The organism is Euzebyella marina (assembly GCF_003687485.1).
Classification (GTDB): Bacteria; Bacteroidota; Bacteroidia; order Flavobacteriales; family Flavobacteriaceae; genus Euzebyella; species Euzebyella marina.
Genome location: NZ_CP032050.1, coordinates 1,110,361 through 1,135,771, shown reverse-complemented (window position 1 = coordinate 1,135,771; position 25,411 = coordinate 1,110,361). Strand labels below are relative to the sequence as shown.

The 25,411-nt window shown below is 40.3% G+C and carries 14 protein-coding genes; 5 read left to right on the top strand and 9 right to left on the bottom strand.

Annotated features, from left to right (window positions below; all coding sequences use genetic code 11):
• Positions 1-7 precede the first annotated feature (7 nt).
• The 4 genes from D1013_RS04535 to D1013_RS04520 all read right to left on the bottom strand — a co-directional run bounded on the left by D1013_RS04535 (position 8) and on the right by D1013_RS04520 (position 9,242).
• The gene (locus D1013_RS04535) at positions 8-2,602 is read right to left on the bottom strand and encodes a hypothetical protein (RefSeq protein ID WP_121847752.1); all 2,595 of its coding nucleotides are present in this window, start codon (positions 2,600-2,602) and stop codon (positions 8-10) included.
• Between the two features lie 101 nt (positions 2,603-2,703).
• Complete coding sequence (locus D1013_RS04530) at positions 2,704-4,482, bottom strand: RagB/SusD family nutrient uptake outer membrane protein (RefSeq protein WP_121847751.1); 1,779 nt, start codon at positions 4,480-4,482, stop codon at positions 2,704-2,706.
• A 10-nt stretch (positions 4,483-4,492) separates the two neighbouring features.
• A complete protein-coding gene (locus D1013_RS04525) occupies positions 4,493-7,930 on the bottom strand; it encodes a TonB-dependent receptor (RefSeq protein ID WP_121847750.1) in 3,438 nt (1,145 codons plus the stop codon).
• 142 nt (positions 7,931-8,072) lie between these two features.
• Positions 8,073-9,242, bottom strand: coding sequence for a FecR family protein (locus D1013_RS04520; protein WP_121847749.1), 1,170 nt, complete (start codon positions 9,240-9,242; stop codon positions 8,073-8,075).
• Between the two features lie 116 nt (positions 9,243-9,358).
• Between D1013_RS04520 and D1013_RS04515 the strand changes: the two genes are divergently transcribed.
• The gene (locus D1013_RS04515) at positions 9,359-9,949 is read left to right on the top strand and encodes an RNA polymerase sigma factor (protein WP_121847748.1); all 591 of its coding nucleotides are present in this window, start codon (positions 9,359-9,361) and stop codon (positions 9,947-9,949) included.
• Positions 9,950-10,091: 142 nt separating this feature from the next.
• Here D1013_RS04515 and D1013_RS04510 read toward each other — a convergent pair whose 3' ends face one another.
• Complete coding sequence (locus D1013_RS04510; protein ID WP_121850598.1) at positions 10,092-11,486, bottom strand: sulfatase family protein; 1,395 nt, start codon at positions 11,484-11,486, stop codon at positions 10,092-10,094.
• 296 nt (positions 11,487-11,782) lie between these two features.
• Here D1013_RS04510 and D1013_RS04505 point away from each other — a divergent pair, with 296 nt between their 5' ends.
• The 4 genes from D1013_RS04505 (at position 11,783) to D1013_RS04490 (ending at position 18,496) form a co-directional block, all read left to right on the top strand.
• The gene (locus D1013_RS04505) at positions 11,783-12,364 is read left to right on the top strand and encodes an RNA polymerase sigma-70 factor (RefSeq protein ID WP_162987809.1); all 582 of its coding nucleotides are present in this window, start codon (positions 11,783-11,785) and stop codon (positions 12,362-12,364) included.
• A 71-nt stretch (positions 12,365-12,435) separates the two neighbouring features.
• Positions 12,436-13,380 (top strand): FecR family protein, encoded by a 945-nt coding sequence (locus D1013_RS04500; RefSeq protein ID WP_121847746.1) that lies wholly within the window; start codon positions 12,436-12,438, stop codon positions 13,378-13,380.
• A 146-nt stretch (positions 13,381-13,526) separates the two neighbouring features.
• Entirely contained in the window at positions 13,527-16,901 is a 3,375-nt protein-coding gene (locus D1013_RS04495; protein ID WP_225621353.1) for a TonB-dependent receptor, read from the top strand.
• A gap of 20 nt (positions 16,902-16,921) precedes the next feature.
• Positions 16,922-18,496, top strand: a complete 1,575-nt coding sequence (locus tag D1013_RS04490; protein ID WP_121850596.1) for a RagB/SusD family nutrient uptake outer membrane protein — start codon at positions 16,922-16,924, stop codon at positions 18,494-18,496.
• 87 nt (positions 18,497-18,583) lie between these two features.
• Here D1013_RS04490 and D1013_RS04485 read toward each other — a convergent pair whose 3' ends face one another.
• The 4 genes from D1013_RS04485 to D1013_RS04470 form a co-directional block, all read right to left on the bottom strand.
• Positions 18,584-19,108 carry an RNA polymerase sigma factor gene (locus tag D1013_RS04485; RefSeq protein ID WP_121847745.1) on the bottom strand — a complete coding sequence of 175 codons (525 nt, stop codon included), beginning with the start codon at positions 19,106-19,108 and terminating at the stop codon, positions 18,584-18,586.
• Between the two features lie 140 nt (positions 19,109-19,248).
• On the bottom strand, positions 19,249-20,103 hold the full coding sequence (locus D1013_RS04480) for an endonuclease/exonuclease/phosphatase family protein (protein WP_121847744.1): 855 nt from the start codon (positions 20,101-20,103) through the stop codon (positions 19,249-19,251).
• A 7-nt stretch (positions 20,104-20,110) separates the two neighbouring features.
• Positions 20,111-21,844: a RagB/SusD family nutrient uptake outer membrane protein gene (locus D1013_RS04475; RefSeq protein ID WP_121847743.1), complete on the bottom strand. Its 1,734-nt coding sequence runs from the start codon at positions 21,842-21,844 to the stop codon at positions 20,111-20,113.
• 11 nt (positions 21,845-21,855) lie between these two features.
• Positions 21,856-25,374, bottom strand: coding sequence for a SusC/RagA family TonB-linked outer membrane protein (locus D1013_RS04470; RefSeq protein WP_121847742.1), 3,519 nt, complete (start codon positions 25,372-25,374; stop codon positions 21,856-21,858).
• Positions 25,375-25,411 lie beyond the last annotated feature (37 nt).

Here is a 25,411-nt window from a genome sequence, read left to right as displayed (position 1 = left end):
AAATTCATTATTCATAGATAAACCAAGAAGTTATCTTACAATCTTCATCTGATTTTAGTTGAGCCCAGTGAGCACTAAAACCGTCAGGAAATTCATATGTTATTTTTTTGTTCGGTTGAAGTTCAAAAGTTTTGTAGGGAATCGCTTCATCGAGATAGTGGTTGACATGAACATAGAGTGTAACTTTCGTTTTCTTATCAGCTTGTAATTCGAGGGTCTTCTTATCGTACCCGGTCATTAGGTATAAATCGCTCATTTCACCCGCAATAACCTTTGAATCTTTCCAAGGGCCACCTTCACCTACCGGCTTTCCATACTTCCACAAATCATCGATTCCGCCGAGCCATATACTTGCCGAATTATCTTCATTCGTATAAACATGTTCTGATTTAAGAGCTCCTTTTTTTACTCCGCTTAGTACCAAAAGGCCATTCCAAGTATTAAAATCAGTAATTTGTTTGTTATGCGTTGAGACGGGTCGCATCATTTTATACCTAGGTTCTTGACCCACTTTAAATAGGGGCAGTTCATAGAAAGTACCCCCTACGTTTGCAAGCTCTCTTTCTGATTCTACCTCTCTTCTGAAGCGAGCCGTTCCGGCGGGTAAAATAGACTTATAATCAGACTTACCCTTTGGTAGTCTTAATTTATATTCCTTTGCATTAATTATTATTGAGGCTGCGTCTTCAGACCAAACGGGTAAACTTGAATTGGAGTTCTCTTCAGATTCTTCTTTCTTGTTATCAAAGCTCACTTGCTTCCCTATAGTTTCCAAAACCAAGGCCTCTCGAGCGGTGGTATCCTGAATACCTGGTTGAAACTTAAAATCGAACTTGCTAAACTCCCATTCATTACCGGGCTCAAACTTGCCTTCAACAATAGCACCATTAAAAATACTTAGGTTAAAATTTGTCTTATTGCTGTATAATTTCGCATGGTTTACTTCACTATCATCATCAATATCTACCAAATCTCTAAAAAGGGACCTACCTTCAACCCCATCATTCAAATCATCATCAGTTAAGTGAATAGAAGCTGTCAATTGGGCATCGATATCAGACTTTAAACGGATCCATTCACCATCCAGTCCCTCATCGAAAATATCAGCAACATAACCGTCAGCAGGAATCGTTAAAACCTTCAATTCTTCCCAAGCGTTATTACCTTTTATGTCAATCTCAATGATAAGTTCTACCGAAGTATTGCCGTAATTTCTAAAATGAATCATTCGGTTATCAAAACCAGAAATTAGAAACGGATCAGAGGGTTTGTTTTTCTGTACATCTTCTTTAAGCCAAATAGCGCCATAAGCGGATGAAGGGCCCCATTCAGATAGTTGCGAATAACTACCGAACCATAGGTTCGACTGCGGCTGACCAGCTAAGGGGTTACCCTGAATACTGGTTTCATCGGTTGCCAAAATTAATTGGCCGTTCCAATTTATAAAATCGGGTATATATCTTAGATGAGAGCCTATTGGCCTTATACCACTCGTGTTCGAAGCTGAGAAAGTTTTAGGAAAATCGAAAAACATTCCGTGCATATCCATCATCATTTTATCATTACCGATCGACCTTATTCTTGGCCATTCGGTAAACCAACCATGAGGTGGGTCATTGTTGTAGGTTGCCTTTGGCAAAAGATAGGTATACCATTTTCCCGCATCCAGTACTTTCAATCGCACAGACTTCGCATCCCAACCTATCGCCCAAAGCGGCGAATCATCATTCGGTATGGCATAAATACCATTTTTGGTGGTAATATCGGTATACTGTTTTCTTTCTACTACTTTAAAATTCTTACCGTCGAATTCGGCCAATATCCCCAGTTTATCATGACCGAAAATATTTTCTTTATCAACTTTCCAACTCTCTTCCCATTGAAAATCATTGTTATCCCAGTCTTGCGTGTCATGAGTCACCCTACCTTCGCTAGCGTGCTCGCCATTATTTGATATAACCAAACGGCCTTGACTTGTATAACCGCCTTTTCCGTGCCATCCTGGAAGCGGATCCTGATACAACTTATTAACACTTAAGTCATTTACATTAAGTTCGTAAAGCATACCCTCCATATCATACATATAGACCCAATTTTCAGGATCTTTCAAATGTCTTGCATAGGCATTAAGCCTTCCTTCCATTTTGCTGTAGGGAACTACCCTTATTTGTCCGGTACTATCAATAACATATGGACCTATCAATAGTTGGTTGGATTCTTGATGTACCATTCTAGCAGTTGGTGTACCACCTATACTGCCCTCGAAAACCTCCATATTAAGATTTTCATCAATAATATAGAGTTTGTGCTCACTTCCTTTGGGCTGATGTGCAGCATAGTTGATCATATAAAGTTTATCATTCCATTCGGCCAAAGCTCCAATACCACATTCATTACCATAGCCATAAACGCCATTTTCACGACCATGGGCATAAGTTGTTAGATGGGGATAAACACCACTTATCTGGCGTGTACCACTGATAGACTTTATTTCTCCATTCTTGGTTAAAACCTTCGTTTGCCCCTCTGAAGAACTTATTTGTTTTTTACAGGATGCTATCGTTACTAGGAAAGCAAAACCTAATACTATCTTTTTAAACATTGTTTGATTGTTTGTTTTGATAATCGTTGATAATGTCATAAAAAGGGCTCCCTGAAACTCAATTCAGGGAAGCTCCTTCTCAGTCAAACTAACATAACTAACTAGTATCCTTCGTTTTGGGTCAAATTGGAGTTTAACAACCTCTCTTCTGCAGGTATTGGCCATAAATATTGGCGCTCCGGAAAACTGGTAGTATTCAATGCCCTGCACAAGCCTGCTTCCAATAGCGGTGAAAAATCAGGTAATCCATCTTCATCGATTTCTGGCACTATACCCCAAAACCATAAACCAGGAGTAACCACATCATCAACCAAAGGCCCACTGGGCGGTATGCTCACATCACCATCACTAGCTACATCGAGCATTCCATACAATACTCCGTTCAGGGCTTTTTCGGCGAGACGCCATCGAATCAAATCCATATAACGCATACCTTCAAAAGCAAGTTCTGAACGACGCTCTTGCCTTATCTTTAATCTCAGGACCGATTGATCGGTCGATGTAATCAATGGAGTATCTAAACCTGAATTTGCATAGGCCCTATTTCTAACTTCGTTAATGGCGTCGAGAACACTTTGATCGATTTGATTTAATTCAATCTTGGACTCGGCATACATCAATAGAACATCGGCATATCGTATAACTATTCTATCACTATCTGTTTGAAAGTCTTTCCAATCTTCAGTAATGCCCTTTTTCCAAGCTAGACCGTTGAATGATGCAAATCGTGCAATTGAACGAGTATCATTATTTAAAATCAACTCATTAGATGAAAAGTTCAATACTTGCTTTGAAGCCGGGTGAGGGGTATATTCAATACCCATAAAATTGGTACCATCACTAGGTTCTCTTCCATCCCCATCTTCTAATTGCCCAAAAGGCACTATGGTCATTGCACACCGAGGATCTCTGTTCTTAAACGGATTTTGGGGGTCAAAAAGAGGTGATTCATCTATGGGAAGGCCATCTGTACATTCAAAACTTGCCAACAATTCCCAGGTAGGTTGTCTGGCACCCCAACCACCATGGTTACGCGGCAGATAATCTTGTTCATCGTCAGGGTCAAATGTATTAAGCGCCTCACTTCTAGGTATATGAAATATGGTTTCGATAGAATTTTTGGTGGTTGATTCAAACAACTCGGCAAAATCAGGATGTAATTCATATTCTCCCAAATCCATACAATCTTCGGCAGCCTCGGCTGCTGTTGCATAATCACCCATATACAATGCGATTCTGGCCTTCATGGCATAGGCAGCTCCTTTAGTGGCATATTTAACACCATCCCACCTTACCGGTAAGTTCAAGGCAGCGTCATCGTAGTACCCGTAAATTTTTTGTAGTATCTCATTTTTATCGGTTCTGGGCAACTCAAAAGATTCATCTACGGTAAGTTCTTGCTCATAAAATGGCACATCGCCAAAATGCGCAATTAAATATGAATAATAAGACGCCCTTAGATAATTGACCTCAGCCCTATATTGGCTTACCTCATCATCTGTCAACACACCTGATTGATTTTCTACTTGCTCGAGAACCACCAACATTCTGGTAATCGCCTTGTACAAATTGGCCCATTGCGTCGATGCAGCACCATATTCAGAAGAAACCGTTCCTGCTTTAATGGGGTCTAAGGCGTCCCTTCTTTGAAAGTCATCGGTCCAACCATTGATACCAATGCTATTTGCACTTGAAGGCTTGTCCAAAGGCCAGAAAACTTCTCGATAACCTTCATTAAGGGATTGTCTAAACTGTTCTTTTGTCTGATACCACGTTGCAGAACTGGCAGCATCTTCTTGGGCAAGGTCTAATTCGGTACAAGACAATGCCAACATGGCCATGTAAAGGCCAAAAATTATTTTTTTTATATATGTAGTCATGATCTGTTTCTTAAAAATTAGCTTTGACCCCTAACAGGAAAGATTTATTTATTAAATACCCTGAAAAGCGCAAATTTTGCTCTGGGTCGATACCATCGATAAGGTTATCAAATGTAAAAATGTCATTGCCTGATATGTAAATTCTCAATTTTGAGAATCCGGAATCTCCAAAAATATCAGATGGAAGGGTATAGCCAAAAGTGAGGTTCTTTATTCTTAAGTAAGACCCATCTACCAACCAATAATCCGAGAAACGATAGTTGTTACTTGACGCATTTTCAGACAACCTAGGGTATTTCACGCTTTGGTTTTGCGATGCAGAATTATAAACACTCCAGTAACTATCGGCATACTCAAAAGATGGAGACAACCACGTTTCAAGAAAAGGCCTTATATAATTTTGAGCCAAGTAAAAACTCTGCTTTCCTACACCCTGAAAAGTAAGTCCTAAGTCAAAATTTTTATAATTCAAGTTGAACGTTCCCCCATATTGGTAACGGGGTAGAGAACCATCAAGAACTGTTCGATCCAATTCGTTTATAACGCCATCAGGAACACCTTCGGGACCACTAATATCTTTATACTTTATATCACCTGGACCAACAGCATCGCTGGTGACAGGTGAAGCATCGACTTCATCTTGGGTTTGAAACAACCCATCTGATTGATAGCCATACCAAGACTGGTATTCAACACCAGTTTCGGAGAGCAACCTATCATCATATTCAAAAATTCTTTTTCCCCTAACATCACCAATAATCGATTGCGAATCGAAAAAATTCGTAGTTATAGAATATCTCCAATCTCCTATTTGATCCTTCCATCCCAAGGCGATTTCCCAACCATCAGAATCCATACTACCTACATTTACAGTTGGATCATCGTATCCGCTCAAAGACGGTATACTTAAATCAAGAAGCATATCTGTAGTCTCTTTTTTGAAATAATCTGCAGTTAAAGACAACCTACTATTGAACATGTTAAGATCGATACCAAAATTTAAAGAGGTAGTTGTTTCCCAAGTTACATCCTCGATTGCCAGAAAGCGTTGCGCAGCAGCCCTAACGGCTTCAACATTTGATCCATTGGCGAGTAGAACGTCGCTAAATTGCAAAACCGATTGATAAAGGTAATTGCCCAATCTGTCGTTACCTAAACTTCCATAAGACGTCCTGAATTTCAAAAAAGAAATTGCTGGGTCTAATGATTGCATGAAACCTTCATTGGAAATTACCCACCCCAAAGAAACTGATGGGAAAGTACCCCATCGATAGTCTTTTCCAAATCTTGAAGAACCATCTCTTCGCACCGTACCCTGTAAATAATAAGTATTATCATAATTATACTCAAGCCTACCAAAATAAGAGGAATAGGCATTTTCGGAAAAAGATGTTCCGCTACCGCCAGTTTCATTAAAGACCTTGTCTATAGGAGCTTGGTTCAAAAACGGATAATCGTTGCTTACAAATTCATTACCTTGAACCGAAAGTCTTTCAAATTTATTTGAGAACTCTTCATAACCTATAACACCACTAATGTTGTTATTGCCAAAAGACTTATCGTAATTTACCAAAGCCTGTGTCGTCAAGGTGTTGGTATTGGCCCTTCGTTCGGTCAACCTTCTTTGGGCTTCATTATGATTGGAAATATAACCCGGGGCGGCCAGTTGTTCGGGGTCTGTAGCTGCCCAATAAGGTATTGCCCGATTAAAGGACTTATATTTGTTAAATTCAAAATTTGGCGCCAAGTTGACCGAAATCTTAAGTTCTTCAATTGGCTTATACCAAACACTTGCCATACCATAAATCAGATAAGAATCGCTAGAGGAAAATCCTCCATCAACAAGCCTAGCGTAAGTATTATCGCCAGACTTGCTTTCTGCTATTCTTCCATCTTGCCATATTGGCGCATATATCGGACCTGATTGAATCGCTCTTGAAGTAGGATCTATTACAGGTTGATCATCCTTGGTGATTTTTAAGGCGAAATCTACATTACCACCAAACTTTTCTGAGATTTTTATATCGTTGTTTACCCTAGCCGTATAACGCTTCCAATCTCGATGATTATATAGGGCGTCCTGAAATTCGTATCCTACATTGATATTGGTCTTGAGTTTTTCAGTTCCGCCACTCATGGTAATATTATGTCTATAACCCGATGAAGATTTTCTAAGTATCAAACTCCTCCAATCAAAGTCTGGGTATTGATCAGGATTTTGTGCATTAAGAGCGGGATAATTCTCTATCAAATCTTGAGGCCACAAGGGAAATTCATTCTCACCATTCCCATTATCGTTCCATGATTTTTCATTATCCATTCGCATATAAGGAATTGCACTTACAGTACCTCTAAGTTCGGTTGGTGTGTTAACCATATATTCACCGCTATAGCCTAAACTAAAGACGCCCGACTTGGCTCTTTTTGTAGTTATAATGACAACACCTGCAGCTGCTCGGGAGCCATAAATAGACGCAGCAGCTCCGTCCTTTAAAATTGAAATGCTTTCGATTTGGTCGGGATTCACATCATCTATATTTGAAACAGGAACATTGTCAACTAAAACCAAAGGGGCACTGGCTCCTTGAAGAGTGGTTACACCACGAATCAAAATATTACTTCCGGACCCGGGCGCCGAACCACTTCTAGTAACACTAACACCAGCTACAGCACCCTGTAAGGCATTCGACACATTGGTTACACTTCTCGACTCGACGGCCGCTCCGTCAATAACACTAACAGAACCGGTTAAATCTTTCTTCGTTTGAGTTCCATAACCGATTACTACCACTTCTTCTAAACCTGCTGCACTTTCCTGTAATATTACAGCTAGTGATTTTTGACCATTTACAGGTACATCTTGAGTTTCAAAACCAATGTAAGAAACCGTTAATTCTGCACTAGGGTCATTGAGTATGATCGAAAAATTACCATCAAAATCGGTTTGGGTACCATTAACAGTTCCTTTCTCAACAATATTGGCGCCTGCAAGGGGCAGACCACTTTCATCGGTGACCTTTCCGGTAACAGGTTCTTGCTCATCCGGCAAAACAAACACCTTTCTTTCAGGGTCCGCCGATTTTTCATTTCTCCTTAAGAGAATTTTACGATCATCCAGTTCATAACTTGTTTCTTCTCCCTTGAACAATTTTCTTAAAACCTCGCCTATAGTGGCTTTTTTTGTTTTTATAGTGACCCTTCGGGCTAGATTGACTGCATCAGTATGGTAAAAAAATTTAAACTCGGTCTTGGATTCAATTGCATCAAGAACTTCTCTTAAGGTTGTGTTCTCTTTGTCCAATGAAATTTTAGTTCTCTGGGCATAAGAAGAATTTGCCTGAACTAAAAAACTTATGGTAAGAAAAAACAGAAGCGAAAACTTCATTTTTAGTTCATAATTAATTCGCCAAAGAGGTACGTTACCTCCCGACTTTGGTGGTTTTTTCATAATTTTGAATGTTTATTTGTGATTACGTAAAGTGATCATTCACTAAATCGGGAAATGTTGCAGCATTTTCCGATTTTTAGTTTAGGCACTTAAGTAAAGATGCCTTTATATGGTCGGTCATTTATGTTCTATTCGCATGTTCTCAATTTTGGTTAATTATTATTTTATTCTCAATTATGGTAAAATCAACATCATAGACTTTTTTGAAATAGGTAAAGACCTGTTCTATGGTTTCATACTCGGTCTCAACCGTAGCATTGAAAGTCTCTTTTGAGATTGATGTATTATTATTAATGACCACTACATTATAGTGCCTTTCTAATTTTCTGATGATGTTTTCGAAAGTCTCATCCCTAAAAACAAGATTACCCTGCATCCATGAAGTATATAGTTCTGTATTCACTTTTCGAGATTGGTAGGCGTTATCACTTTTCTCTATCGTAGCCATAAAGCCCGGTTCTAAAAACTCTTCTAGGCCATTATTGGCATTTGTAGAATCTGTACTAGCAACACTAACCGAACCATCTACAAGCACAACTTCGTATTTTTCATCTTCAGGATAGTTAGATACATTAAACCTGGTACCATAAACGCTAACACTAAGTTCTTGAGAATTCACCATAAACTTTCTAGAACTGTCATGAGCTACCTCAAAAAAAGCTTCACCTATCAAATCAACCTTTCGATTCTCACTAGATTGAAAACCGGTGGGATATGTTAGTGAACTACCCGCATTCAAATGAACTTTTGTCCCATCTGATAGCGTAATGGAGAACTTCTTTCCGTTTGGAACGGATAGCGTATTTTTTTCTATAGCAGGGTAACCCTTTTCTTCATAGGTGATTTCATTTCCTTTTTGATGTCCTACTACCGTTCCGTTTTTATCAATGACTTGTGAACTATCTTTTTCGGCTAGAACACGAACTTGACCATTACCTAATTTTAAAGTAATCGCATTTTCTCTTGGTACAACTACTGGTTCTTCTACACTTACGAAAACATCTTTTTTCAGTAAAAAGCCAAGTGCCAGAAAAACGATAGCTATGGCAGCATACTTTAAATATTCATTGAATCGCACCCTATAAACAGGTTTCGAATCAATTTTTATCTGTTTTAAAAGCTCATCTTTTATCTTATCAAGATTTGGGTCGTGCATTGCTATAGTGATTGCAAAATTGGTCTTAACGTACTCCTTAAATACCTTTTGATTGTTTTCATCTTTCAACCAATTGTTCAATAGGTCTAAATCATCGACATCGGCAGATTGAGCGAAATACTTTATGATGCTATTTTCAATATTCGGAGGCAGCATTTATCAACTAGTCTTTTTAATACTACAAGTGACATTTACAATACCCTAACATATTTTTGTTTTTTTTTTCATAATCGCATAATTTTTATTGTTTATTTGTGAAATACCCACAACAAATGAATTTTGAGGACAACAGTACTTTAGTAAAAGCATTAATTGAAGGCAATGAAAAAGCCTATATGTTCTTGCTTAAAAAATATCATAGACAGCTTAACGCTTATGCCATTTCGTTGACACACGAACCTTCCAGTGCCCAGGACATCGTTCAAAATGTATTTTTAAAAACTTGGAAATCAAGAAAAAAGCTGAATGCAGAATTTTCTATTAGAAGTTTTCTTTATAAATGTGTTTACAACGAGTTTCTAAACCATTATCAAAAAAACAAAGCCGTCTTTTTACTCCATCAAAAATACTTGGAATTTACCCATCAAACTATTGAAGAGAGTGATGACAATGTTATTGCCAAAATGATCGATTTGGTTAATAACGAGATAAAAAAACTTCCACCAAAATGCCAAAAAGTTTTCATTTTGAGTAAAAAAGAAGGACTGACAAACAGCGAAATCGCTAGCTATCTAAACATTTCAATAAAAACAGTCGAAGCCCAAATGACCAAGGCATTTGTAATTCTCAAAAATCGCCTTGGGGAACAATATACCAGTATTATGCTCTTAATTTTTGGTAATCAACTTACCGATAAAGCCTAGTTTAGATTTTCTAGCCAAAGAAGTAAAAAAGATTCTCCTAAGTATTTTAAACAAAGGTTGAGGGCAATCTCCTCTTTTAATTTCTAGGCAAAAACCGTTAAAGAAGATTATGAAGCTCGATCTTAGCTCTCAAGATAAACTTTCATTTACCCCTCTCCTCTCGTACCGAAGCAATCCAATCGCTGTGCAATTTTAAAAGCTCATTTACTATTTCAGGCTTAGAGTCTACCAGATTGTTTCTCTCAGAAATATCATCATCAAGATTCACCAAATAAAGCTCGGGTAATTTGACGCTTTTTTCCTTCCCCATCGGTTCGTTAACATTACCAATGAGCTTCCATGGTCCCTTTCTCACGACCCATTGCGCATTCTTATCGTCATAGCTGCCCAACTGCCAATGCACCGTCTCGTGTGCCGTTTCTAGCTTTTCATTTTTAATGATGGGCATCAAACTTTTGCCATCAACCTTCTCTTCTATTTTTGAGCCAGTGAGTTCGGCCACGGTACTAAACCAATCCATTTCCATGGCGAGTTGGTTTCTTACCTCACCCGCCGGAATCATTTGAGGATATCTAATGATAGCCGGGACTCGTATACCACCTTCAAACATACTAAACTTACTTCCCCGATAAGGCCCTGAATTACCACCTCCCCAAAAAGCTCTTTCTTCAAGGGAATGCCCATGATCCGATTGAAAGATTACAATCGTATTTTGGGTCATCTCTTCCTCATCCAAATAATCGAGTACTTCACCAATTTTCTCATCGGTGCTGGACACAAAAGCGGCATATTCCTTTCTCGGTGTTGTAAGATTACTGTAATGATCTAACCATTTTTTGTTTCCTTGGTAGGGATAATGGGGCGCATTAAAAGCCCAATAAATAAAAAATGGCTCTTTATTTTCTTGACCAATGAAACCTTTTATTTCATCAACCATCAAGTCGGAAAAATGCTGGCCGGAATAATATACTTCTTCCGAATTTCGGTAAAGGTCATGTTTGTTCGGGCCATCCCAAAAAAAGAAATGGGAAAAGTTATCGATACAACCCCTCTGATGACCAAAAAAATAATCAAACCCTTGTCCGTTGGGCAGATTCTGAGGTCTATGCCCCAAATGCCACTTACCAATCAATGCCGTGCGGTAACCATTATCTTTTAGTATTTCTGCCATGGTAATCTCTTCAGTCGGCAAACCATATTGACCGGTCGCTTCAGCCTTCTCCGGAATCGGCACATTATTTGGGAGACCTGCACGTAAATTAGTTTTTCCTGTCAGCAATGCCGCCCTCGACGGTGAGCAGACGGGGGCTCCGGCATAAAATTGTGTAAATCGCACACCTTCTTTGGCAAGCCTGTCCATATTCGGGGTGTATAGGTCTTTTGCTCCATAAGAGTTTAGGTCTATCGAACCTTGGTCATCGGTTAAAATGACTATCACATTAGGTTTAGTAGGTTCTGCCTTTTGGGCGCAGGCGTAATAGCTGGCGGATAGAAAGAGTAAACAGAATAAATACGATTTATCAAAAATGGAGGTCATGACTAAATAACTTTGGTAGGGTTGGTATTGGTGACTAAAATAGGCTTCTTTATTCAACACACCTAGAGAATTACAAATCAAAAAAGCTGAAAACACCTTTTAGACATTGATTTGAAGGAACCTGCACTTAATCCTTCATATTCTATTTTAGAATAATTCATTCCTCTCCTCCCCAGACGCAACACACAATTTTAACACTTAAAAATGCGACTCATAAGAAACCTCACAGAAAGTAATCTTCTCGTTAATTAAGAATTTGTAAATTGCCGCCGCAAATTGTTTCGTATCCGAAAAATATGATGCCAGAATATTCGCAGAATGTTAAAATCAAAACTTCCTCTCCTCATAGTGGTGAAGACGATTTTAACACTATGTACAAATTCTATAAACCCAAATTGTTTGTTATCGCGAACAGCTACATCTCTTCAAAAGAAGACGTAGAAGAGATTGTTCACGATGTATTGATCAAACTTTGGGAGAAAAAAGACAAGCTAAACGTAAAGTCTAACTTTACCGCCTATGTCTATAGCATGACGCGCAATGCCTGTCTAGATTACCTAAGAGCGCGCAAAAACAAGCTATCAAAAGAATTAAGTGCAGACCAGCAAGAGTATTGGCTCAACTACTCGGCCCTTGCCGATGATGCAGCATCCAATATTATAGCAGACGAGCTTCAACATCTGGTCGATAATACCATTCAAGACCTACCCGAGAAATGCAAAAGAGTATTTCAAAAAAGTAGAATAGATGGTTTGGCACATAAGCAGATTTCAAAAGAAATGGAGATTTCTACAAAAACGGTAGAAAACCATATCACCAAGGCCTTACGAGAGCTCAAAACTGCCTTAAAGGAGTACCTTCCTCTATTTTTATTCTAAATTTTCTTTTTTCGACTAGGGGGTATCATTGATTATTGCGTCTAGTTAATGAACACTGACCTCTGACCAAAATGAACAAAAGGGATATTAAAGCCTTAATTGAAGGAAAACTTTCGGGCAACCGAAAGCAGGAAGTCATAAAATGGCTCCTGAAAAATCCGCAGCAACAGCAACGTTACAACAAAATGAAAGCTGAACATGTTGCTCGGCTTTTGAGGTCTTCCGAACCCGATTCCCTAAATACCGCAAAACGCAGGAGAAATAATTTATACCAATTACTTGGCTATGCAGCTGTAGTATTAGTGCTTTTCTCACTATCCTTTTTATTCTTGCCATCAGAGAAACCTAGTGAGGTCACCATACCGCAAATAGTACAAACCGCTACGGCCATTGGTGAGAATAGAACGATTGAATTACCCGACGGATCTAAAATAACACTGAACGCGAACACTTCCTTATCATTTCCTCAGACGTTTTCAGATACGATTCGAGAAGTAAGCCTAAGCGGCGAAGCTTTCTTTGATGTTACCCATGATTCCGACAGGCCTTTTATTGTTTCAACCGATAACGGAATGAAAATTCAGGTATTGGGCACTACTTTCAACGTAAAGTCGTACCCTGAAGACCAAAATGTAGAAACCACCTTGGTTTCCGGGAAGGTCAGGGTAGTAGAAGAAAAAGACCATAAGACCGTAGTGCTTAACCCTTCGCAAAGGGCCACCTATGACAAGAACGAAGACAAGTTGATTGTCGACAAAGTAGAAACGGAAAACTTGACCGCTTGGCGATTGGGAAAATTGGTCTACGACGAAACCCCGATTCATCAGGTCATACGTGATTTACAGAGAAGGTTCAGCATATCGATTTCGGTCGAATCACCCGAAATAATGAATTATGAGTACACGGGAACTTTCGACAACCTTTCTATAGAACAGATTATGGACCTCTTTGAGGTTTCATCACCCATACTTTATAAAAAGAACAATAATAAAATCACCTTGTATATGAATAAATAGAAACTAACAAAAAAAGAAGAGGAAAGTGCGGCAACACCCTCCTCTTTGGAAAATTATTTAACTACCTAGTAATTAAACAACTTAAACTATTCAAAATTATGGAAAAAAAGGATCATTTTTTTTCAAAGGTCCCTATTATCAGGATAATGAAAATCTACGTCGTCTTAGTGGCCATTACTCTGGGCAAATTATTTGCTTCTGAGGTCAATGCCCAAAACATCTCGTTAGAGTTAAACAACGTAAGGCTAAAGAAGATACTCAACGAAATCGAGCGCAAAAGCGAATTCAGCTTTTTTTACAACAACAGTATCATTGACGTCTACAAAAAGCAGTCTTTGAATGTCGAGAACAAGAATCTTTCAGAAGTACTGGAAGCTCTTTTCGAAGATTCGAACATTGATTTTAGTTTCGTTCGTGATCAAATCATTTTATTTCCTAAAGACAGCCCGGAAATAAAAGAAAAAATCGAAAACCTATTGAACGGGCAAGTAGATAAACTGCCTTCGGTCTTGAGCCCGCAAAAAATCAACGAGCTCATTCAGACCAATGTACAATTTACTGTTCAAGGGGTTGTTACCGATAATGCGGGTACCCCAATACCGGGTGTTTCCGTTGTGGTGAAAGGCACTTCAAAAGGTACTGCTACCGATTTTGATGGTAATTATAGTATCATGGCAGATACCGGTGATGTTCTTTCTTTCAGTTACATCGGCTTTACTACCAAAGAAGTTGAGGTTCAAAGCGAGCAGACCATCAATGTTACCCTTGAGGAAAACGTTGACGCCCTTGAAGAGGTTGTCGTAGTCGGTTATGGTACTCAAAGAAAATCTGACCTTACTGGTGCCGTAAGCGCGGTAAGCAGCGAAGATCTTTTAAAAGCTCCGGTAAATAACGCCCTTCAAGGTATGAGAGGTAAGGTTGCCGGTGTGAATGTGTTCTTGAACTCTGGTTCTCCTACGGGATCACCAAGAATCGTAATTCGTGGTGTGGGAACCATCAACTCTTCATCTGACCCTCTTTATGTAGTGGATGGTGTTGTAATGGATGATATTAAGTTCATCAACCCTAACGATATTGAGCGTATGGAGGTTCTTAAAGATGCTTCCTCTGCTTCTATTTATGGTGCGCGTGGTGCCAACGGTGTTGTTTTGATCACTACCAAAAGAGGTGGTCAAGAAGGAAAAGTAACCATTGGTTATGATGGCTTTATCAGCGTTGGAAGCATTCGTAAAAAGATGGACCTTTTAAATGCAGATGAGTGGCTAGAGGTTGTTAGAACAGGTATGGAGAACACTCCAAAATACCGTCCTGATTCTCCAGCTCCGGTATTTACTACGAACGATCCGAATCTATTTGATGCTAATGGCAACCCATTATATGATACCGATTGGCAAGATGAGGCTACTAGAACTGCCTTTTCAACCAACCACCAATTATCGGTTCAGCAGGGTAACGAGAAATCTTCTGTGGGGGTTTTCCTTAACTATTCTCACGTTGAAGGTATCATGTTGAACAACAAGTTAGACCGTATCAGCGGTAAGATTGCCTATGATGTTACACCTAAAGATTGGTTGAAAATCGGTGTAAACCTTATGGTGAACGATGTGAAGGATACTGAATTCGAAGAAGGTGGCGGTGGTCAAGTACCACGTAGAACGATGATCGAGATGCCTCCTATCTTTCCGGTAAAATTCCCTGATGGAACATGGAGCAATAGCCAAATGATTTCAGATGCCTATAACTTGGAGTCTATGGCCAACCCTGTTCACGTATTGGAAACACAAGAACGTTTCTGGGAAAGAAACCAGTTGTTCGGTAACTTCTACGTTAACTTCAACATTCTACCTGGTCTTGACTTCAGAACCCAATTCGGTTTTGATAAGAACATCAGAAATAAAAAAGAATACTCTCCAAGAGATTTGGTCAACATTTCAGCACCTGATGGCTTTGGTAGAATATTCAACGAAAAAAGCACCTACTGGCAGCAAGAAAATTACTTGACATACACCAATGATTTTGGTAAGCACAGAATCAACACCATGTTAGGTTTAAGCTGGCAAGAGCGTCAGTACGAGTCTTCTACTATCTTCGCAAGAGGGTTTAGCGATGATTTCTTCAAGTACAACAATATCGGTTCTGCCAGTAACCCTAGCGCACCCGAATCTGCTACTGAAGAATGGGCATTGAACTCGTACTTCGTAAGGGCCGGTTATACTTTTGATGACAAATATCTGATTACTTTGACCGCAAGGGCCGATGGTTCTTCAAGGTTCGGTAAAGACAACAAGTATGGTTTCTTCCCATCCATCGGTGCTGGTTGGAATATCAATGAAGAATCGTTCATGGAGAACCTTGAGTTCATCAACCGTTTGAAATTACGTGGTAGTTACGGTATCACCGGTAACACTGAAATTCCTCCTTACAGCTCTTTGGCAACCGTTTCTGCCGGAACTGTTTTGTTGAACGGTACCCGTGTTAGCTCTAGTTCTGTTAACAGATTGGCCAACCCAGGTTTGGAATGGGAAAAGACAAGCCAGTTTGATATAGGTCTTGATTTAGCGGCCTTCAATTACCGTTTACGTTTTGAATTCGATTACTACGACAAATTGACCAAAGATCTATTGTTAGATAGACCGGTACCTTATACTTCAGGGTTTACCTCTGTAAGAGATAATATCGGTTCTGTTTCCAACAAAGGTATCGAGGCCATGGTTTCTGGAGAAATTATTCGTGGTACCGATTTCGGATGGGAATCTTCATTCAACATGAACTACAACAAGAACACCATCGAGAGTTTGGGTGAAAATGATGAGGATATCGAGCCAGGTCCGTTTTGGGTATCAGGTAGCCAGACAATCCTTCGTGTAGGTGAATCTCTAAGTTCATTCTATGGCTATGAGCGATTGGGCACTTGGGGAACCGACGAAGTAGCTGAAGCTGCTGAAGTGGGTGCAGTACCTGGTGAAGCTAAGCGTTCTGCTGATAAGAGAATTCTTGGTAAAGGTTTACCTGATGTTACCGGTAGCTTTATCAACAACTTTAGATATAAGAATTTTGACTTCACGGCCGATATTCAATTTGTTGCCGGTGTTGAAATCATGCAGCAGTACTACCACTCTACTGAAGACCGTTCAGGTATCGCCAACGGTTTGGCAAGTATTCTTTATGACGGATGGACCGAGGACAATCAGAACACCATGGTTCAGGAAATCAGAAACCAAGCTTACGCCGGGCAGAACAGCCAGGTTGACAGCAGATGGGTAGTTGACGGGTCTTACATTAGAGGTAACCTTTTCTCTTTAGGTTACAATTTCGATCAGCAATTCTTAGATCTATTCGGTTTCAATAGCCTTAGGGTTTACGCAAGTTTGGAGAATGCTTTTGTAATCCATTCAAAAGACTTCCAAGGATATGATCCGGAAGCTTCTTCTTGGGACAATAACCAGTGGGGACAGAATATTTTTTTCTTCCAGTACCCAAAACCAAGAACTTTCACCTTGGGTTGTAGCCTTAAATTTTAATGCTTAAAAAAGAAAACATCATGAAAATTAAATATATAGCTTGTTTAATAGGACTCGTTTTATTGGGGTCATGTGACGATTTCCTTGAAGAGGAACCGCTAAGCGAATTGAGCTCTGACCAGTTCTTTTCTGAGCCCGATCAGGCCTATAGTGCAGTTAACTCCTTATACAGAAACGGCGCACCTAACCTTACCGATGGTGGTGTATATAGTGGTACCCCATTAATGTTGGGCGCTTATATGAGCGGTTTCTTCACCAATGAGTACGCAGGTCAAGAATTACATGTAAGCAACACGCAACAATTGACCCTGAACGGTGATAACATCGGAGGTTATTTGCAGGATAGGTGGAGAGAACTTTATCTAGGTATCTCAAGGGCCAATAACGCCATTAAATACATTCCTGAGACTCCAGACCTAACGGATGCTCAGCGTAACCAACTAATTGCCGAAGCCAAATTCTTTAGAGCTTTTGCTTATTACTATTTGGTAAGATGGTTTGGGCCAGTGCCTTTGACTACCGAGCCTTACGAATCGTTGGATGGTCTTTATTTGGAAAGAAGCCCTATCGCCGATGTTTACGGTTTGATAGAGTCTGATCTTACCGATGCTTTGGAGCAAGGTAACTTACCCAAAACAACCATGGTCGATAACGGTAAAAGGGTAACTGCAGGTGCCGTGGCCACGTTACTTGCTGACGTTTATTTGACTATGAGCGGTAATCCTTTGAACGTTGATAGGTATGCCGATGCAGCTGGCTTGGCGCAAGACATTATCAATGGTGAATATGGTTCTTATGCATTGGTTCAGCACGATGAAGTTGATGGAGCTATAGACTTTGAGAATTCTGCTTATAACAAGATCAGAAAGTCAGATGCATCTGCTAGCGAGCATATTTACATCAAAGAGTACGATCCAGAAATCGGTACGGCCGTATATCCAAGATACTCTTATCCTGTAGCTTTGGCTTCAGAAGTATTGTACGATATTACCAACGGTGCCTACCAACCTTCTGATCAATTCTTGAATTTCTATAATTCCGATATTGATCTTAGGGCGCAAGAAAGACAGTTCTTTCACAGTACTTACCTACCAACAGGTCAGACTTTCGAAACTGCTCCTTTCGTATGGCACGATGACACCGCAATTTTTGAAACTGCCAACTCAGGCAAAGATTTCGCAGTGTATAGCTACTCAGATGTATTGTTGATCGCTGCCGAAGCGATTGCCATGTCAAGTGGTGTAAACGCGAATGCAGTTGATTATTTGGCACAAGTACGTGGTAGAGCTTATTGGACGACCGATGCGACCACTATTACTTCTGAATTGTCAGGTTTGGGTACCGATGCTTTCGTTGAAGAGGTTTGGAAGGAAAGACATAGAGAATTGGTTTTCGAATTTAGAAACTGGTTCGACATCGTTCGTACAGGTCAATTTCCTGTAGCTGATGCTCCTGGAACCATCTCTTTCGTGGCTGCTGTTGGACACACCACTGAAAACGGAAAACAAATTCAACAAAAACACATGTTATTACCCTTACCAGGGCCTGAACTACAGAGAAATCCTAGTTTAGGAAGCGATAACAACGGCTATTAACCAAACGGCCACTTATGTAAAAACCACCAACTTTCGTTGGTGGTTTTTTTATTTCTGTACCTTTGGTTCGTCTAAATCTGTACTCTTCTAATACACCTTAAAATATTGAAGGGCATTGCTAATATGCGTTTCAACGGTACGTATAGAAATGTCGAGTTCTTCGGCAATTTCTTTGTTACGGTAATTCTTTATTCGACTTAAATAGAAAACGTTTCTACATTTTCGCGGCAAACGGCTTAATAGATTTTTAAACTCTGATTCTAAATCGGTCTCCTTTTGCTTTTCTTCAATTTCATTGACCCCTGGCAATGCTTCAATGATGGTCTCATCTAAATCGACGTATCTATTATTGCGATAAACATTGATGATTTTATGTCGAAGAGCCGTTACTAAATAAGCCTCTAAGTTGACGATATTCAAATGACTTCGCTTCATCCAAAGAGTGGTAAAGAGTTCTTGAATAATATCTTCACTCAGTTGGCCGTCAGTTATCATTGCCTGTGAATACCTATATAATCGGTCAAAATATTTGTTGTAGACCATTTGAAAAGAAACATTGTCTCCCCGCTTAATTCCGTCTATCAGTTGTCTATCAGAAATTTGGCTGTTCATCTAATGGGTGGTATTGGCCATCTAAATTACAAGTACCTAATTCGTATATGGCCATTTAGATTTTATAAATAGGTTATGAAATGGTTAGACCTATTAAAATAGATGTCGCCCCTAAATGGGGCGACATCAGAAAAATGAAACTAACGCAAACTAACAATTGCCATTATCGGAAAGTGATCTGATATGAAATCACCTCCCCTTTGTCCGTCAAGGGTGTGGTGCTTTTTCACCTCAACCTTATCACTACAAAATATATAATCGATTCTTTCTCGTGTTTGGTCGGGCTCTAAAGCGAACCCGTTAAACGTATAGGTAGGGCCGTAAGTTTTTTGGGCCACTTCGTGAGTATCGTTGATACCAATTGCTCCAGTATTCGTGTCAACCAGCTCTTTATAGGCACCATTCGAAGGTGGAATATTGAAATCACCAGTCACCAAAAAGGGTATGTCACCTGCAATCTTGGCAATTTGCTTACGAAGCAATTTAGCACTCTCGAATTGTGCCTTCTCCCCTCTATGATCAAAATGGGTATTGAAAAAATAAAATTCATGCCCATTAGCTTTATGTCGTAGTTTAACCCAAGTTACGATTCTGGGCAATGCGGCGTCCCACCCTTTTGAATTGGTCTTTTCCGGTGTTTCAGAAAGCCAAAACGTATCGCTCTCCAATAACTCAAAAATTTCCTTTCGGTAAAAAACAGGACAAAATTCGCCTTCAGAACCTCCATTTCTACCGATACCCACATGGGTATAATCGGGAAGCCTTTCGACTAAATCTTTTAATTGGCTTTCAATCACTTCTTGGGCACCAAAAACATCCACCTCAAAGAAATTGATACTCTCCGCTACCCAATCCCTTCTATTTTCCCAAATATTGATTCCGTCTTTAGGATTGGCGTATCGAACGTTAAAGGTCATCGCCTTTATTGAATTTACCGATTGCCCCGAAACAAACATCGGGGCTACCAGCAAAAGTGTTATGATTATTCTTCTCATTTTCGTGTTATTCCCAACCTGGGTTTTGTTCTAAATTCGGGTTCAATTGTAATTCTACCCTTGGCAGCGGATATAGATAATCACGCTCTTCGTCGAATGTTCTATTATTAAAATCCGGTTGTGGGTCAATCAAGTTATTCTCATCAAAGAAAATGTCTGAATTGATCTTGATATACTGTACTCCTTGGGTTTGTCCCGCAGGTTCTGTACCATCGTATAAAACCACATCGATAGTACCGTCTTGATCCATATCGTATTCACCTGCTCCTGGAAAATAGAGCCCGCGCAAGGGCTGCGTAAGGGTCTGTCCCGATTTCCATCTTACAATGTCATCCCATCGGTGGTCTTCCATATACAGTTCGATTCGGCGCTCTCTTCTCAATTCTAGAATAATACCTTTGTTAGCACCGGCCAGAGTTGGGTATTGTGCTTCGATAAAGCTATCAGGCGAATTATTGGATTCCGTTAGATCCATCGGGGGCATGCCTACCCTATTTCTCAACAATTGAATGGATGCATCAAGATCAGCCTGTGTCAAAGTACCTAGTTCTGCCTTCGCCTCGGCAAAATTCAAAAGCACCTCACCGAATCTTAAAATCGGTAAATCGGTAATCGATTCATCATTGGTATCATATACAGGCTCAGTCACATATTTGGTCAATTGATAGCCCGTCATGGTCGCACCCAAATTGGGCGCCAAGGTCATCGCTTCACCCTTTCGCATGTAACCAGGGGTCCTAATTGTTTGGGACAATCGAGGATCTCTATTTGCAACCTCATCGGCAAACAATACTTGGTTGTAATTGAGTATATCTGTAAATCGCGAACCATCAACCATCAGATAGCTGTTGACCAAATCTTTTGGCATTCCGGGTCTACCATACGAGGATGTCGTTGTATAATAATTAACATTATGGTCAACGGCGACCGTCTGAGTGAACTGTCGACTTAAAATCATCTCACTTGTTTGGGCATCATGAGAATTAAAAAGTTCCATATAATCCATCTCGATGTTCCCCGTACTATAAACGGAATAGGGTGAATTTTGCATCAGTTGCAATGAAGCATCGACACTTGCATTCAGATAGGTTTCATATCCTGAAATATCACGGTATTTCTCAAAAGTACCCTCATAAAGGCCTACCCTCGATTTAAGGGCGAGCGCACTGTACTTAGTGATGCGATAGGCCTGTACTTCCTCATTAAGATTGGTGATGGCCCTATCCAAATCCTCCAAAATTCTATCGGTAATGAACTGCCTAGTTTCCCTAGGGGCTTGAAGACTTTCCATATCATCGGCACTCAGGGTAGTTTCATAAAAAGGAACCTCACCAAAGCGCTTCAACTTTTGAAAATAGAAATACGCCCTGAAAAAATAGGCTACTCCGCTAAAATGCCGCTTGGCCGCTTCATCTTCGCAACGCTCATAATTTTCCAATAAATAATTGATATCCCTTAGATAGCCCCAATCCCATCCACCACCGGTGGTAGGAATAGTTCTTGCGCCACGCATTTCATCACTTAACGTGGTAGAGATAATATTGTCGGCCATCGCATCACCATTATAAATTGAGGTGCTGGGGAACATTCTGTAGAAGCCGTTGGTATACAGCTGCAAATCACTTGCCTTAAGAAAGAAATTATTCTCTGTTACATCGGATAATGGTTCTTTATCAAGAAAGTCGTCGCTACAGCTGAACAGCAGTAAAAAGCATACTATTATTGTAAAATTAAATTTCATAATTAGAGACTTTAAAATTGTAATGAAATACCTAAAGAGTAAATTTTAGAAAAGGGTATCGTCTGCGCCGTACTTCTATTGGTCGAAGTAGATGGGGCATTGAAGTTTACCGAATTACTCGCCGCTTCGGGATCGATATAATCGGTGAGCTTACTGAAGGTCAATAAGTTTTCACCGCTGAAATACACCCGTAGTTTATTGAACGGAAGCCTATCGGATATACTGCTGGGCAAAGTATAGCCAAGGGTAACGTTCTTCATTCTTAGGTATGCGACGTTTTGCAGATACCTATTGTTGACGGCACCAAGTGCATCGTTATCAGAAAGGGCTATGTAACCGAATAATCTTGGAAAATAGGCATCGGTGTTTTCAGGTGTCCAAATATCATCGACCATATCTTTTCTAATGAAAGAATCGTACGGTCTGTTGTACATGGCCCAAAAAAGCCTTGAATCGGTATTCGGATACCAATCTTGCTTGCCCACCCCTTGAAAGAAAGCGGAAAAATCAAATCCCTTATAACCTGCATTCACCTTAAAGCTGTACAAATATTGAGGAGCGGTGTTTCCAATAATACGGCGGTCTCCTGAATTTTCGGCCGTATTCTCGCCTTCGTCGATCACCCCGTCATTATTGAGGTCGTTGTACTTGACATCACCGGGTTGAAGCCCTCCAGCAGCAACAATTCGGTTAGAGACACGTGTTTGGTCGGCATGGGCCGCAACTTCTTCCTCTGTCTGAAAAAGACCGTCCACATTATAGCCCCAAAGCTCACCAATGGTCATTCCTTCATAAAAATCCAACAAGCTGTTATTCGGGTTATCGAATCTGGTAATCTTGGTTTTTGAATTAGATAGGTTGGCAACAATCGAGAAATCGAAGGTATCGTTGCCCAAATCGAAATAATCATTGTAACCCAATGAAAGCTCGAAACCTCTCGTCTGTAAATCTGCCGCGTTTTCCTGTGGTGAAGGTGCACCCAATACACTTGGCAAAGTAGCCCCCTTGGTCAGCATGCCTTCGGTATCACGCTGAAACCAGTCAAAATTGACCGACAGCCTATTTTTGAAGAAAGAGAGGTCTGTACCTAAATTGAGGGTTTTTACCTCTTCCCAAGTAATGGCCCGAGGGTTCAAGTTAGGCGATTCGATATAGTCTAAAGTAGAACCGTCAATGGCGTAACCGGTATCGATATCTTTATTTAAAGTGGGGATGTAGGCATAATCAGCAATATTCTGATTACCTAAAGACCCGTAAGAGGCACGTAATTTCACCTGGCTGATTTCATTGATATCCTTCAAAAAATCTTCGTTTGATACTACCCAACCCGCAGAAACTGATGGAAAGAAACCCCAGCGGTAATCGGAGGGAAATCTTGAAGATCCGTCATACCTTCCATTTACTTCCAATAAATATTTCTTTTTAAAGTCGTAGGACAAGCGATAGAAAACACCTTGCAACGCCCATGCGGAAGCACTCCCGTTGGCTTCGGCATTGGAGGTGGCCAACCCTAAAGAATTCAAATCGTCACTGATGCTGTTCATTTTGGTGGCCTCGATACTTTTTGTTTCGTACGATTCTTGATTGAACCCGACCATACCGCTTAAAAAGTGGTTGCCCAGTTGCTTTTTATATTCCCCATATATATTAAAGGCATTATAGCTTGACTGCGTATTGTATTCTCTCAACCTATCGGCACCCATGGTACCGACCTCACCCACAAATATGGAATACGGAATTCTTGTTGAACGTTGATACCTGTTATAGGTCTGCTTTCTCAGGGCGTAACTGGCCGTGATATCAAAACCGTCAAACGGACTAATAACCGCAGTGGCGATATTGGAAAACTCTTGATTATCGGTTTCCTGTTTAGATTTACCATGCAGAAGTGCAGCATACACACCATCACCGACAGTATAATTGTTCAATTCGGTTCGCCAAAGAGCATTACCATCTGGGTTCGTCGGCATGTACGCCGGAAGCGCATGTACCCACAATAAGCTACCCCATGGGTTGGCAAAATCACCATACTGGCTACCGCCATGCTGCAGGTCGCTCGAGCGGTTGTATTGCATGTTATTGGTAAACGTAATCCAATCATTGGCATCTACCTCCAATTTACCACGAAGGTTGTATTGTTTAAAAATGTCATCTTGCACCTTTAAGATTCCGGTCGATTGGTAATTGCGGTACGAAAAGAAAGTCCGTACTTTTTCGGAACCTCCTGATAAGGAAACGTTGGTTATGTTAGATGGAGCGTTCTTTCTAAAAAAGGTGTTCCACCAATCGGTAGCGCCGTAATGAACATATTGATCCCTACCGTTTCTATTGTCGATTACGACCCTGGCCAATGAAGGGTCTTGAGAAACTTCAAGCAAAGCGGCATAATCTTGCTCGCTATACCCCGTATACGACCGCCCAACAGCTGTTCTAAAAGCTTCATCGACCAACATAGTCGATTTATAAGGATCGGTCAAAAAATCGGTATTCATCGTTGGGGAGCTGAAAGCCGTAGTGTTGCTTACGTTCACCGTAATATTGCCTTCTTTTGCCCTTTTGGTAGTTACCAAAACCACCCCGAAAGCACCACGCGCCCCATAAATGGCAGAAGCACCTGCATCTTTCAGAACACTTATTGATTCAATATCATCGGGGTTCAGGTTATTGATGTTGCCCTCTACCCCATCGACAATAACCAAGGGAGAACCACCATTGATCGATGTAAAGCCGCGAATATTGATTCTTGGCGATTCACCAGGTTTGCCACTGGTTTGCGAAATGTTCAGGCCTGGGCTTACCCCTTGCAGCGCATTGGCGGCATTTGAAAGCGGTCGGTTCTCAATGGTCGAAACATCTACCTTTGTAACCGCATCGATCAGCTTTTCCTTGCTTTTGCTTCCGTAACCCACAACGACCACCTCTTCAAGCATTTGCTCATCAGACTTGAGCTGAACGACCAAATTTGATTGTGGCTCGGAAATATCCAAGGTTTGGGTCACCATGCCCAAATACGAAAATGCCAAGGTGCCGCCGCGTTGTAAATTGATAGTAAACATTCCATCAAAATCGGAGATTACGCCATTTTGAGAGCCCATTTCCATGATGCTGGCCCCCATAAGGGCATTTCCCTCACCATCTAGTACCTGACCAGAAACTTTGATACGGTCTTGATTGATACTTTTTAATGTTACGGTTACCGTATTTGCGATGATTTTATATTGAATAGGAAAGCTTTGGGAGATTTCATGCATAACGGAAGGCAAAGGGGTGTCATTAAAATCGATACTGCGCTTTTGGCCTAGCTCCATTACATTTTTATTATAAACAAAAGACACTTCAGATGATGATTCGATATCATCGAAAAGTTCTATTAGGGTCCTACTTTTTTCCGAAAGCGTAATCTTGATATCATCTTTCGATTTTTCGAAGGGCACATCGAAAGGACTGGCCAGCGATTTTAAACTGAACCAAAGAAGCAGGTAAGCCAACATTTTAGGCTTCACTCTTATTTTTAGTATTTTTATTTTCATTTTAGGTTTTCTATTAGTTTTTCAGGCTTTTAGTGAA

Excerpts from the sequence above, each read along its gene's own strand:
- D1013_RS04510 (WP_121850598.1), bottom strand. The coding sequence starts at position 11,486 with ATGACCTCCATTTTTGATAAATCGTATTTATTCTGTTTACTCTTTCTA.
- D1013_RS04535 (WP_121847752.1), bottom strand. The coding sequence starts at position 2,602 with ATGTTTAAAAAGATAGTATTAGGTTTTGCTTTCCTAGTAACGATAGCA.
- D1013_RS04470 (WP_121847742.1), bottom strand. The coding sequence starts at position 25,374 with ATGAAAATAAAAATACTAAAAATAAGAGTGAAGCCTAAAATGTTGGCT.
- D1013_RS04530 (WP_121847751.1), bottom strand. The coding sequence starts at position 4,482 with ATGACTACATATATAAAAAAAATAATTTTTGGCCTTTACATGGCCATG.
- D1013_RS04500 (WP_121847746.1), top strand. The coding sequence starts at position 12,436 with ATGAACAAAAGGGATATTAAAGCCTTAATTGAAGGAAAACTTTCGGGC.
- D1013_RS04495 (WP_225621353.1), top strand. The coding sequence starts at position 13,527 with ATGAAAATCTACGTCGTCTTAGTGGCCATTACTCTGGGCAAATTATTT.
- D1013_RS04505 (WP_162987809.1), top strand. The coding sequence starts at position 11,783 with ATGATGCCAGAATATTCGCAGAATGTTAAAATCAAAACTTCCTCTCCT.
- D1013_RS04520 (WP_121847749.1), bottom strand. The coding sequence starts at position 9,242 with ATGCTGCCTCCGAATATTGAAAATAGCATCATAAAGTATTTCGCTCAA.
- D1013_RS04480 (WP_121847744.1), bottom strand. The coding sequence starts at position 20,103 with ATGAGAAGAATAATCATAACACTTTTGCTGGTAGCCCCGATGTTTGTT.
- D1013_RS04485 (WP_121847745.1), bottom strand. The coding sequence starts at position 19,108 with ATGAACAGCCAAATTTCTGATAGACAACTGATAGACGGAATTAAGCGG.
- D1013_RS04515 (WP_121847748.1), top strand. The coding sequence starts at position 9,359 with ATGAATTTTGAGGACAACAGTACTTTAGTAAAAGCATTAATTGAAGGC.
- D1013_RS04475 (WP_121847743.1), bottom strand. The coding sequence starts at position 21,844 with ATGAAATTTAATTTTACAATAATAGTATGCTTTTTACTGCTGTTCAGC.
- D1013_RS04525 (WP_121847750.1), bottom strand. The coding sequence starts at position 7,930 with ATGAAAAAACCACCAAAGTCGGGAGGTAACGTACCTCTTTGGCGAATT.
- D1013_RS04490 (WP_121850596.1), top strand. The coding sequence starts at position 16,922 with ATGAAAATTAAATATATAGCTTGTTTAATAGGACTCGTTTTATTGGGG.